Below are 12,284 nucleotides of genomic sequence, written 5' to 3' on the forward strand. Positions count from 1 at the left end.
CGTACAGCGCGTGCGCCGCCCGCAGCACCAGTGGGTCCGCGTGCCGCGGACCCACCAGTTGCAGCCCCATCGGCAGCCCGTCGGAGTGCAGCCCGCAGGGGACGCTCGCGGCCGGCTGCTGCGTCATGTTGAAGGGGTAGGTGAACGGCGTCCACTCGGTCCACCGCCGCATCCCCGACCCGGCGGGTACCTCCCGGCCCAGCTCGAACGCGGTCAGCGGCAGGGTCGGGGTCAGCAGCAGGTCGTGGCGCTGGTGGAAGGCGCCCATCAGCCGGCCCATCGCCATCCGGACGTCCACGGCGGCCAGGTACTCCACCGCCGAGTAGCGCTCGCCCTCCGCGCAGACCGCCCGCAGCCCCGGGTCCATCAGCTCCCGGGACGCGCCCGTGATCCCGGCCGTGGCACGCGCGGCCCCGCTGAACCACAGCGTGTGGAACGCGTCCCGCACCACCTCGGGGTCGGGGAGCACCGGGTCCGCCTCCTCCACCACGGCCCCCAGCTCCGCCAGCCGGTCCGCGCCCCGCCGCACCGCCGCCGCGATCTCGGGGTCGACGTCCGGCGCGCCGGGGGCGACGGGCCCGAGCGTCGGCGAGTACGCGATCCGCACACCGCGCAGCGGCGCGTCGCCGGAGGCGCCCTCCGTCAGCGCGTCGCGGAAGGAGCCGGGCGGCTCCCCCAAGTGCGACCAGTCGCGGGGGTCGGGATGGCCGATGACGTCCAGCAGCAGCGCCGCGTCGCGGGCGTCCCTGGTCATCGGCCCGACGTGCGCCAGCGTGCCGAAGGCGCTCGCCGGGTGCAGCGGGACCCTGCCGTAGGTCGGCTTCAGGGCGAAGACGCCGCTGAACGCCCCCGGGATGCGCACCGATCCGCCACCGTCCGTGCCCAGGCTCAGCGGCCCCGCCCCCAGCGCCACGGCGGCGGCGCCACCGCCGCTGGAGCCGCCTGCGGTGCGGTCCGGCGCGTAGGGGTTACCCGTCGCTCCGTGCGGCGGGCAGTCGGTGACGCCCTTCCAGCCGTACTCCGGCGTCGTCGTCTTGCCGACGAACACCGCCCCCGACTCCCGCAGACGGGCGACGGCTGGGGCGTCCTCCTCGTTCGGCGCCGTCCCCGCCGCGGCGGACCCCCGCAAGGTGGGGTGCCCGCGCAGCAGCAGGATGTCCTTCACCGTCACCGGCACCCCGTCCAGCGGGCCGGCGGGCTCGCCGCCGTGCCACCGCCGCTCCGAGGCCCGCGCCTGCTCCATCGCTTCGTCCCCCAGCAGCAGGACGAAGACGTTCACCGCCCGCTGGGCCGCCGCCGCGCGGTCGAGCGTCTCCCGCACGACCTCCACCGGGGAGAACTCGCCCGCCCGGTACCCGGCCACCAGCCGCTCGGCGGTGAGCGCCGTCAGATCCGTCATCCGTGACTCCCATTCGTTCCAGCACCCGCCATTCGTTCCCGCACCCGGGCGGACCCGACCACCGGCCGCTCCGTGCCCGGGGTCAGGACCGCGGCACGTACCCGAGCCGCTTGTCCACCACGTTGACGAGCGGCTCGCCGGCGAGCCACCGGTCGAAGTTGTCCGCGAACTGCTCCGCGAGGTCGTCGCGCCAGCCCACCGTGTCCCCGCTCATGTGGGGGGAGACCAGCAGCCCGGGCACGTCCCACAGCGCGCTGGACTCCGCCAGCGGCTCGGAGGCGAAGACGTCGAGCGCGGCACCGCCCAGGTGGCCCGAGCGCAACGCGTCGACGAGGTCGTCCTCCACGACGTGCGCGCCGCGGCCGACGTTGACGAAGTGCGCGCCGGGCTTCATGCGGCGGAAGGTGTCGGCGTCGAACAACCCGGTGGTGGCCGCCGTCAGCGGCGCCGCGCACACCACCCAATCGGCCTCGGCCAACAGGGCGGGCAGCGATTCGCTCGCGTGCACCCGGCCGAAGTCCGGGTCGCTGTCCGTTCCCCGCCGGCCGACGAGATCGACCTCGACACCCAGTGCCCCGAGGGTCACCCCGATTCTCCTGCCGATCGGACCGGAACCGACCACCACCGCGCGGCTTCCGGTGACCTTCCGTGTCTCACGGTGCCGCCACTCACGGCGACGCTGCAAATCCGCTGTGGCGTGAAAATCCTTCGCCATGGCGATGACCGTACCGGCCACGTATTCGGCGATCGGTTGATCGAAAATTCCGCGCGCATTGGTGACGACGGTGTCGGATTCCACCAGTTCGGGGAAGAGCAGCCGGTCCACCCCCGCGCTGGCGGCGTGGACCCACCCCGGCCGTCGGCCGCCGCCGGGCCACGCTCCGCGGAGCGCATCCGAGGAGAAGTCCCAGACCAGCAGGACATCGGCATCCGGCAACGCCTCCACCAGCGACTTCTCGTCGCCGAAGGTGATCTGCGCCCGGCCGTCGAGCCGGTGCAGCGCCGGGGGGTCGGTGGGGCCGGCCGTGGGGCCGGCGGAGACGAGGACGAGGACGCGGGGATCGGTCATGAGTGGGAAACCATTTCGCAACGCGGACCTGTTTCGCTTCGGGCCGGAAGACTCCGGACACGGGTTCGGGTTCTCCGATGTTCTCCGTCGGAATCCGGCCGTCGCCGGATCGTGGAAAACCCAGGATTGACCACGGTAGGGAGAAGAAACTACCGTCGTCAATGAAGGCATCTGTCCCGGCGTCCCGGTTTGCCCGACCGGCTTGTGTTCCATCCTCGGCCAGATCAGCTCATCTGCGCCGCCCCTCCGTCTCTTTGGGGTTACCCATGGATGTCTCCTTCGTAGGTGGGCCGACGCCCCAGCGTGGCGTCGGCATCGTCGCACCGTTCGACTTCGCACTGGACCGCGAGCTGTGGCGCTGGGTCCCGGACGACGTCTCCCTGCACGTCACCCGAACGCCGTTCGTCCCCGTGGAGGTCAGCCTCGACCTCGCCCGCCTCGTCAGCGAGCACGAGACCCTGACGGAGGCCGTCCGCGCCCTCTCGGCCGTCAGCCCCGAGGTCGTCGCCTACGCCTGCACCTCCGGCAGCTTCGTCGGCGGCGGCGTCGGCGAGCGCGCCATGGCCGCGGCCATGTCCCGTGCGGGGGAGATGCCCGCCATCACCACGTCCGGCGCGCTGCTGCACGCCCTGCACGAGCTGGGGGTGCGGCGCGTCGCGGTCGTCACCCCGTACACGAAGTCCGTCACCGACTCGCTGGAGGAGTACCTCGCGGAGGGCGGGATGGAGGTCTGCGGTCGCAGCTACCTCGGCCTGACGCGCGAGATCTGGCGGGTCAGCTACCGCGAGGTGGTGCGCATGGCGCACGAGGCCACCGAGGGCTCCCCGGACGCGCTCTTCATCAGCTGCACCAACCTGCCGACGTTCGACATGATCCCGCAGTTGGAGGCGGAGCTGCGCATGCCCGTCCTGTCGGCCAACCAGGTGACCGTCTGGGACGCGTTGCGCATGATCGGCAAGGAGGCCGTGGGACCGTACCAGGCGTTGCTGGACCCGGCAGCGCGCCGCGGACCGGCGGCGATGGGCGGTGTCCCGGGCCCGGTGCAGCTGCCGGGCCCGCCGGCGTTCGCCGGTTCGGCCTTCGCAGCCGACCAGGACGTGCCGGGGCTCTCGGAGGCGGGCGAGACGCCCTTTCCGGACGAGCCCCTCGGCCCGGCCTGACGGCGCGGCGTTCGGACCGCTGCCCGGTCCCGCGGAGGGCGGACCGGCGGGGCGCGGTCCTCCCGGGCCGGCAGCGAGCGACCGTTCCACCCGCCCGACCGAACGGAGCGACCGGGTCGAACCCCCGGCCGACTCCCGCACGCCCGCCGGGTCGGCCACCACCGCGGCCGACCCGGGACCGGACCCGGCGACCGGCCGCGGTCCGGAGGGCCCACCGGCAGGCGACACCCCCGCCGAGGCCGTATCCGGGGCGCGACGCCAGGCGGCGCCGCGCCCCCGTGAGGGGGCCGAGCACCCCCGGCGAGACCACGCAGAGCCGCCCGCCCCGGGCGGCCCCGCCGGCGGCGGGGCGGTACCGGGCGAACCACCCCAGGCCGAAGGAGACACCTTGATGCGGGAGACCGCCCAGGCGCAGCCCACGACCGCGACCACCCGGACCGGGACGGTCGGGTTCCTCTACCCCGGCTTCTCGGCGGAGGACGACGCCCCCCGGATGGAGGGCATGCTCAACGCCGCGGGCGGCCGGGTCCGGCTGCCGCTGGTCCACACCGACATCGGCACGGACGCCCACGAGGTGGACGCGCTGCTGGAGATGGGCTCGGTGCGCAGACTGGTCCCCGGCGCGGCGGAGTTGCGGGAGCAGGGCGCCGAGGCCGTGATGTGGGCGTGCACCTCGGCCAGTTTCGTCTTCGGCCTGCAGGGCGCGCGCCGCCAGGCGGCGGAGCTCGCCGACATCGCCGGGGTACCCGCCTCCAGCACCTCCTTCGCCTTCGCCGACGCGGTCCACGCGATCGGCGCGGGGCGGGTGGCGGTCGCGGCCACCTATCCGGAGGACGTGGCGCAGCTCTTCGCCGCGTTCCTCGGTGACTCGGACATCGAGGTCACCGGTGTGCGCTCCGCGGGGATCATCACCGCCGCAGAGGTCGGGACCTGGGGGTACGACGAGGTGCTCGCGCTGGCGCGGGCGGGCGACGACCCCGCCGCCGACGCCGTGCTGCTGCCCGACACGGCGATGCACACCGCCGCCTGGGTCGCGACGCTGGAGGAGGCGCTCGACAAGCCGGTGCTCACCGCGCACCAGGTCACGGCCTGGAAGGGACTGCGACTGATCGGGCGCAGCGTGGCGTGCCCCGCGCTGGGGAGTCTCTTCTCCTCCCGCGACTGACCCCGTCGCCCACCGCCGTGGCGGTGGGCCGGAGCGACCGCGCCCGCCCGCCGCCCCCGCCGCCGTCCGGTGGTCGGTGGCGGGGGCGCGCTGGGCCACCCGTGTGCTTCTGCCGTCTTCTGCCATGATCTGCCATGGCGGAGCACGGAGCCGGGGCTGCGGTCAGCCGGCGGCGTCCGGTGGCACCGGCAGTGCCGCCCCACCGATGAGGTCGTCGATGCGGTCCGCCGGGAGCGGCCTGGCGTAGTGCCAGCCCTGCCCCGTGTCGCAGCCGATGCGGCGCAGCCGCTCGGCCTGGGCCTCGCCCTCGACGCATTCGGCGGTGACCGTCAGCCCGAGCTTGTGTGCCAGTTGCACCAGCGACGAGACGATGGTCTCGTCGGCCGGGTTGAGGTGCTTCGCGGTACGGAAACCGCGGACGAAGGTCCCGTCCAGCTTGAGCGCCCGTACCGGCAGCCGGCTGAGGTAGGCCAGGTTCGAGTAGCCGGTGCCGAAGTCGTCGATGGCGATCCGTACCCCCATGTCGGAGAGGTCCTGGAGCGACTGGAGCGGCTGCCCGGCCGAACCCATGACCGCCGACTCCGTGAGTTCCAGTTGCAGCAGCCCCGGTGGCAGCCCCGTCTCCTCCAGTACCTGTGCGACGTCGCTGACCAGGTCGGAGTCCCAGACCTGCCGGACCGCGACGTTGACGCTGACGAACAGCGGTGCCGCCGGGTGCTCCAACTGCCAGCGACGGGCCTGCCGGCACGCCTCGGTGAGGACCCACCGGCCCAGCGGGACGATGGCGCCGTTCTCCTCGGCCAGCGGCACGAACCGGTCGGGGGAGAGCCTCCCGAGGTCGGGGTGGAGCCAGCGCACCAGCGCCTCCACGCCGCGGACGGTGTCGTCGGCGAGGCTGACGATCGGCTGGTACTCGACGAGGAACTCGCCGCGTTCCACCGCGGGCCGCAGTCGGGCCGAGAGCGACTGGCGGGTCATCCGGTGGGCGTTGCGCTCGGGGTCGAAGAGCGTCCACCGGGCCTTGCCGTCGTCCTTGGCCCAGTAGAGCGTGGTGTCCGCCGCCTGCATCAGCCCGGTGGGGGAGGTCTCCGAGCACAGCCGCTCGACGACGCCGATGCTGGCGGAGACCGCCAGGCGATGGCCCTCGATGTCGAACGGGCGCTGCAGCGCGGCGAGGACCGCGTCCGCGAGGTCGGTCGCCTGCTCGGTCCCGGTGGAGTCCTCCACCAGCAGGGCGAACTCGTCACCGCCGAGCCGGGCGACGAGGTGGCCGCCGTAGTCGCCGTCGCCGGCGCAGTGGATGAGCCGGCGTGCCACCGCGTCGAGCAACCGGTCGCCGACACGGTGGCCGAGGGTGTCGTTGATCGCCTGGAAGCCGTCGAGGTCGAGGTAGCACAGGCCGATGCGGCCGGTCGCGGAGTCGGCGAGGGCGCCGGCCACGCGCTCGAAGAACAGCGCGCGGTTGGGGAGTTTGGTCACCGGGTCGTGCATCCGCAGGTGCCGCAGCTGTTCGGTGAGGCGTCGGCGTTCGCTGATGTCACTGACCGAGAGGAGGGTCCGGGCGGCGGGCGGGGCCACCTCCGCGACGACGGCGCGGGCGGCGGCGGGGGGCTCGCCGGTGCAGTTGCCCGCGGGCAGCGGTGTGAGCGTGATCTCCGTCCAGACGGTGGTGCCGTCCTCGTGTTTGACGCGGTGCACGTGCCCCCGGGAGCCGGTCCCCTCGCGGACCGCCGCCCGGTACTCCTCCCGGGCACGGCCGTCGAGGTGCAGCACGGCGGGAGCGTCGGCGGCGTGGCCGGCGAGGGAGTCGGGTTCGCGGCCGAGGAGGCGGCCGAGGGCGCGGTTGGCGGTGAGGACGCGGCCTGCACCGTCCAGCAGGGCCATGGGCATGGGGGAGGAGTCGAAGGCCGCAGCGCGGGCACGTGGGTGATCGCGGAGCGTGAGGAAATCCGGGGTGGCGGTCTGGGGTCCGTTCACCGGTTGCTCCCGGAGGGCATGGTTCGCAGGCGGGTGGGGTGCGGGGAACTCCGGGGGATGGTACGGGCGGAGTTCCGCGCTGGAAATGTGCCGATCATAGAGGTCCCCGCGCGCCGGAGCCAGCGCCAGTGGGGGCACACCGCCCGGTGCAATCCCCCTCCCCTACAGGCTTTCGACGCGCTGACCGATGTCGTCCGCCTCTGATCTCGCGTGATCGCCACAGTGGCGCTTCGGGTCCACCTCTTAGCGATCGGGAACGTTTCTTCGAAGCCTCCCTCAAAGGTTGCGGCACGCTCCCGGCGCGTGTTGGGCATCGCACGCCGATCGGTGTGGGCGGGCGCCCGGCGCGTTGCCCTGTTCACGGAGAGTTCTCATCCGGTCGTGCGCCCTGGTGGCGCGGCGCTCCCGCCAATGGAGCACCAAAACGGGTCGAAACCGTCAAATCCCAACAGAGTGGTGATGCTGTTGCGAGGTCTGACGGGAGGAAGCCGTGGTCCGACCCCGGAAGTCCGGACCACCCGGGCGCCGCAGGACGTCACCGCTGTACCGCAGCGCGGGCGTCTTCCTCGCCGCGTTGTCCGTCATGACGGTGACCAGCATGATGCGGGGACCCGGCGAGGGCGTCCTCGTCGACGAGCCGTGCGGCCTGCCCCGGCACCCCGTCCACCACTCCCTCGGCCTGGACACCTGGAACGAGGAGTACCCCCGTCCCGACAGCGACCTCAGCGCGTTGATGCTCTTCCTCGCCTTCCCCGACGCCGAGCCCCGGTCCGCGCCGGAGGAGATCGCAGCCGACTACTTCCCCGCCACCACGGAGTTCTTCCTGCGCGCCTCGTACGGCGCGTTCCGGCTCGACGCCGCGATCACGGACCGGTGGCTGACGATGCCGCAGGACTCCACCGCCTACGGCATCCAGCGCGACTGGGAGCCGGAGCTGCGCGCCGCGTACCTCCGGGACGTCACCACCGTGCTGGAGCACCGCTCCGACCTGGGCGACCACGACATCGTCTATCTCGTCGCCGACCCCGACGCCCCGGGCGTGGACTCCGACGCGACCAAGGTCGTGAACTTCGAGCGGCCGATGACCATGGGCGGCGGCGAGGTCCGCAGGGTCGTCACCCTCTTCGAGGCCCGGCCCCCGGACCGCAACGTGCTGGCCCACGAGACCGGCCACGTCTTCGACCTGCCCGACCTGTACAACCGGCCCGACGGGGGCCGCGGCGACTGGGACACGCATGTCGGCGACTGGGACGTGATGGGCAGCCAGTTCGGTCTGGCGCCCGAACCGTTCGCCTGGCACAAGTGGAAACTCGGCTGGCTCGACTCCGCCCACGTCGACTGCGTGCGCGACCCCGGTGTCAGCCTCCACACCCTCCGCCCACTCGCCGCGCCCATCGACCGCGGGGACGCGGGCGCCGACACCCGCATGGTCGTGGTCCGCACCTCCTCCGACGAGGCGCTGGTCCTGGAGGCGCGCGCCCGGGTGGGCAACGACGTCCACGCCTGCACCGAGGGCGTCCTGCTGTACCGGGTGCGCGGCGACGTGGCCTCGGCCCAGGGGCCCGTCGAGGTGCTGGACGGCCACCCCGACACCGGTGCCTGCCACGGCCGCTCCGTCCAGCCGGAGCTCGCCGACGCGCCGCTCGGGCCGGGGGAGTCCTACTGGTCCGCCGAGGACGGCGTCCGGGTGGAGGTGGGCGACCGCACGGCCGCGGGCGGCTGGCAGGTCAAGATCGTCCGCGACTGACCCGCGGCCCCGGCAGCCGCGGCTCCCTCGCAACGGACGGTGCACGCGACGAAGGCCCCCCGCCGGAGCGGAGGGCCTTCGACTGTCTGTGCGCCGCCAGGGACTCGAACCCCGGACCCGCTGATTAAGAGTCAGCTGCTCTAACCAACTGAGCTAGCGGCGCCTGCTGACGTCGAAGACTTTAGCACCCGTCCCGGGGACGGCGAAAATCCGGACCGCCCGGCCTCCGTCCCGCCCGAACCGCTCCGCCCGAGCCGCCGACGCCGACGCCGGTCCGTTCACTCCTCGACCGGCCGGCTCTCCAGCTCGCGCCCGAACTGGACCATGCGTTCGGCGTACTCCTCCGTCCACCCCGCGCGACCCGCGATGTCCGCGACCGAGAGGCGGTCGAACCGGCGGGGGTCGGCCAGCTGCGCCGCGGCCACCGCCTGGAACTCGGTCGCCCGGTCCGCCGCGCCCCGGAACGCCTCGGCCAGCTCGGTGGCCCGGCCGAGCAACTCCGCCGGATCGGTGACGGTCTCCAGCGAGAAGAAGTGCTCGTCCTCGCGCGGCGGCGACGCCGGCTCGGTGAACAGGGCGGCGGGCCGGTGGAACCGGCGGGTGCCGCCACCCGTGGTGGCTGGGTCGTGACCGGCTTCGGACATCAGCTCGCTCCGCCTCCTGCGCTCGGTGTACCGCCCGACGCGGCGCCCACCCGATGCCGGGTGGAATCCTCGCCGTGCCCGGTGCCGGTCGCTCCCGGCGCCCCGGAACCGTCCTGGTCACCGGGCCGTGGTGGCGTGTGCGTCGGACACGCCGCTCCATTGTGCCCGTCGGCCGCCCCGGACGGCACCGTCCGCACCGGGTCCGCCACCGGCGCCGTTCCCGCCGCCCGGCGTCCCCGGCGGCCGAGCGCCGCCCGCAGCCGGTCCGCGGTCCGCAGCGCGGGTCGGGCCAGCAACAGCCCCGCGGCCATCACCAGCACCCCGCCGAGGACGTCGAGCAGATAGTGGTTGGCGGTCCCCATGACCACCACGGTGGTCAGCACCGGGTACCCCACCGCCGCGATCCGTACCGCCGCGGAGCGGCGACCGAACCACCAGAGCACCACCCCGCACCACACCGCCCACCCCACGTGCAGGCTGGGCATCGCCGCGTACTGGTTGGTCATGTCGCCCAGACCGCTCGGCGCACTGGCCGCGTCCGACCACCACCCCCAGTCGCTGTAGTGCGCCAGGCTGTCCACGAAGCCGTGGCCCGCCGCCAGCAACCGCGGCGGCGCGGTCGGGTACAGGGTGAAGCCGATCAGGCCCAGCAGCGTGGAGAGCATCAACCAGGTCCGCATCCGCCGGTAGCGCTCCCGGTGGCGGCGGAACAGCCACACCAGCACCGCCGGGGTCACCAGGTAGTGCAGCGAGGCGTAGACGAAGGACGCCGGCACGCCCAGCGCCGCGTACTCGGTGAAGAGCCGGTTCAGCGGCTCCTCCGCGTTGAGCACCAGGGCCCGCTCCAGCCGCAGTATGGACAGGCCGTTCTCGACCGCCGTCCCCACGTCGCCCCGCGCCAGCAGGCGGGCGCAGGTGTACGCGAGGTAGACGACGGCTATCAGCGGCAACTCGGTCCACCAGCGGCGCGGTGGTGCGTGCGACATGCGGAGGGCTCCCGGTGGGCTGGAGGACGGGCGGCCCGGCGGCCACCGAACGGGGTACGGACGGGTCGGGCAACCCTACGGAACCCCCCGACCCGGACCACGGGCAGGCCACGGGCCCTCGAACGGAACCGAACGCTCCGCTGAGCGATGATGGAACGGCGGGAGAACCACCCGATGGACGCCCCAGAAAGACAGAGGACGACATGGCAGCGCGCGTACTGCTGGTACGGCACGGGCAGACCGCATGGTCGCTGTCCGGCCGGCACACCGGACGAACCGACGTACCCCTTCAGCCCGAGGGCCGCGAGGGCGCCCGCCTGGTCGGCAAGCGCCTGCACCGGGAGCCCTGGGGCGCCGTGCCCGGTGCCCGGGTCCGCACCAGCCCGCTCTCCCGTGCCCGGGAGACCTGCGAGCTGGCGGGCTTCGGTGACCGTGCCGAGCCCTGGCCCGAGCTCCAGGAATGGGACTACGGGCAGGAGGAGGGGCTCACCCCCGACCAGATCAGGGAGCGCCGCGGCGCCGACTGGATGATCTGGCGCGACGGCGTCACCGGCGGCGAGACCCTCCAGGAGCTGTCCGACCGGGCCGACGAGGTCGTCACCTGGCTGCGGGCCGCCGAGGAGGACGTGGTGCTCTTCGCCCACGGCCACATCCTGCGGGCGGTGGGCGCCCGGTGGCTCGGCCGTCCCGTCGACTTCGCCGCCCACCTGCGGCTGCTGCCCACCTCGCTGAGCGAGCTCGGCTGGGCCTACGGCGAACCGGCCCTGCTGCGCTGGAACGACACCGGTCACCTGGAGTGAACCCCCTCGGCTGACCGGGCCGCGCCCGGCCGCCGCCGGTCGGGCGCGGGTCACCGGCGGCGTGCCGGCCGGCGGCTCAGGGGCCTTGGCGCGCGGGCGCCGGGCGAGCGGCCCGGACCGGCCCTGCGGTGGTCAGCGGGCGGCGTCGAGTCGGCCGAGGAACGCCCCGACCTCCGGCTCCCGGCGGTGCGGCACCAGCCGCCGCGCGGTCTGGCGCAGCATCGTGGTGATGCGGGAGGAGCGGACCTGGGCCAGCAGCTCCAGGGAGCGCAGGCCGGTTGCCGCCGCCTCCGCCGGCCGGTCGCACCCGGCGAGGTCACCGGCGAGCTCGGCGCTGAACAGTGCGGTGTTGCGAACGAAGTGCGGGTCCTGCAGCCGGACCGCCTGCCGGGCGCTCTCCGCAGCCCTCGCGTAGTCGCCCAGCGCCGACCAGCACTGCGCCTCCAGCCCCGCCAGCTCCGCCTCGCCGTAGAAGGACATCCACTCCGGGTCGTCCGGGCGGGTGCCGCGGTCGAAGTGGTCGCGCGCCCGGCCCAGCGCCTCCTCGCACGCCGCACGGTCCCCGAGCCCGGCCCAGCCGCCGGCCTCGCGGACGGCGAGCAGTGAGCGGAGTCGGTGGGAGGAGTGCCGGTGGGCGGCCTGCTGTCCGGCCTGCGCCGCGCGGACCGACTCACGGGGGCGGCCGGTGTCCCGGGCGAGGAAGGCGCTGTTGCAGAAGGCGTGCGCCTCCAGCGCGACGTCGCCGTTCATGCGGGCGGTGGCGAGGGCCTCCGCGTAGTGGGAGCGGGCCTCGTCCCAGCGGCCCGAGTCGTGCGCCAGCCAGCCGACCGAGAGCGCCAGCTCGCCGGCGCCGCCATGGATGCGGTCGCTGATCGCCCGCCGCGCCGTCCCGGCGTCCAGCAGCAGGTGAGCGGCGGCCAGGGAGCGGCCCGCCCGCCGGTAGAGGTCGTCCGCGCCGTGCCGGTCGTCGAGCAGCCGGATCCGCCGGACGGTGTCCTCCAGGGCGACGGCCTCGGTCTCGCCGACACGGATGGGCGGCGCGGCGGCCGACGCGCTCCCCCCGCGCTGGGTGAGGGCGGCGAGGGTGGCGGGGCCGCCGGTCATGAAGGCGCGGCGCAGCACGTCGCTCTCCTCTGGTTCTGTCTCGTGACGGTGGTCGTCGTGCGGGGCCGTGGCCCGCCCGGGGTGCTCCGGACGGGGTGCGGCGAGGTGTGCGGCGGGGTCGGGCGGAGCGGTTCGGGCGGGACGGAGGCCGGGCGGTCCGGATTTTCGCCGTCCCCGGGACGGGTGCTAAAGTCTTCGACGTCAGCAGGCGCCGCTAGCTCAGTTGGTTAGAG

General features: G+C 74.1%; 9 protein-coding genes, 1 tRNA gene and 1 pseudogene. 4 read left to right on the forward strand and 7 right to left on the reverse strand.

Annotated features, from left to right (window positions below; all coding sequences use genetic code 11):
• The coding region (locus HCJ92_RS17330; protein WP_167934524.1) for an amidase at window positions 1–1,399 on the reverse strand (1,399 nt) is incomplete at its 3' end.
• Between the two features lie 82 nt (window positions 1,400–1,481).
• Window positions 1,482–2,468, reverse strand: coding sequence for a D-2-hydroxyacid dehydrogenase (locus HCJ92_RS17335; RefSeq protein WP_167934525.1), 987 nt, complete (start codon window positions 2,466–2,468; stop codon window positions 1,482–1,484).
• A gap of 266 nt (window positions 2,469–2,734) precedes the next feature.
• Here HCJ92_RS17335 and HCJ92_RS17340 point away from each other — a divergent pair, with 266 nt between their 5' ends.
• A complete protein-coding gene (locus tag HCJ92_RS17340; RefSeq protein WP_167934526.1) occupies window positions 2,735–3,628 on the forward strand; it encodes a maleate cis-trans isomerase family protein in 894 nt (297 codons plus the stop codon).
• A gap of 391 nt (window positions 3,629–4,019) precedes the next feature.
• Complete coding sequence (locus HCJ92_RS17345) at window positions 4,020–4,793, forward strand: maleate cis-trans isomerase family protein (RefSeq protein ID WP_167934527.1); 774 nt, start codon at window positions 4,020–4,022, stop codon at window positions 4,791–4,793.
• A 162-nt stretch (window positions 4,794–4,955) separates the two neighbouring features.
• Here HCJ92_RS17345 and HCJ92_RS17350 read toward each other — a convergent pair whose 3' ends face one another.
• Complete coding sequence (locus HCJ92_RS17350) at window positions 4,956–6,770, reverse strand: putative bifunctional diguanylate cyclase/phosphodiesterase (RefSeq protein WP_338054229.1); 1,815 nt, start codon at window positions 6,768–6,770, stop codon at window positions 4,956–4,958.
• 490 nt (window positions 6,771–7,260) lie between these two features.
• Between HCJ92_RS17350 and HCJ92_RS17355 the strand changes: the two genes are divergently transcribed.
• Window positions 7,261–8,517, forward strand: a complete 1,257-nt coding sequence (locus HCJ92_RS17355) for a M6 family metalloprotease domain-containing protein (protein WP_338054230.1) — start codon at window positions 7,261–7,263, stop codon at window positions 8,515–8,517.
• A gap of 89 nt (window positions 8,518–8,606) precedes the next feature.
• Here HCJ92_RS17355 and HCJ92_RS17360 read toward each other — a convergent pair.
• The 3 genes from HCJ92_RS17360 to HCJ92_RS17370 all read right to left on the reverse strand — a co-directional run bounded on the left by HCJ92_RS17360 (window position 8,607) and on the right by HCJ92_RS17370 (window position 10,147).
• Window positions 8,607–8,680 (reverse strand) — tRNA-Lys (locus tag HCJ92_RS17360).
• 115 nt (window positions 8,681–8,795) lie between these two features.
• Complete coding sequence (locus tag HCJ92_RS17365) at window positions 8,796–9,161, reverse strand: hypothetical protein (RefSeq protein WP_167934528.1); 366 nt, start codon at window positions 9,159–9,161, stop codon at window positions 8,796–8,798.
• Window positions 9,161–10,147, reverse strand: coding sequence for a phosphatase PAP2 family protein (locus HCJ92_RS17370; protein WP_167934529.1), 987 nt, complete (start codon window positions 10,145–10,147; stop codon window positions 9,161–9,163). Before HCJ92_RS17370 ends, HCJ92_RS17365 begins: the two co-directional genes overlap by 1 nt.
• 203 nt (window positions 10,148–10,350) lie before the next feature.
• Between HCJ92_RS17370 and HCJ92_RS17375 the strand changes: the two genes are divergently transcribed.
• A complete protein-coding gene (locus HCJ92_RS17375; RefSeq protein ID WP_167934530.1) occupies window positions 10,351–10,947 on the forward strand; it encodes a histidine phosphatase family protein in 597 nt (198 codons plus the stop codon).
• Between the two features lie 132 nt (window positions 10,948–11,079).
• On the opposite strand, the pseudogene HCJ92_RS17380 reads toward HCJ92_RS17375, so the two are convergent.
• Window positions 11,080–12,195, reverse strand: a pseudogene (locus HCJ92_RS17380) (hypothetical protein); the annotation flags it as partial.
• Window positions 12,196–12,284 lie beyond the last annotated feature (89 nt).

Source organism: Streptomyces spiramenti (genome assembly GCF_012034385.1).
GTDB lineage: Bacteria > Actinomycetota > Actinomycetes > Streptomycetales > Streptomycetaceae > Streptomyces > Streptomyces spiramenti.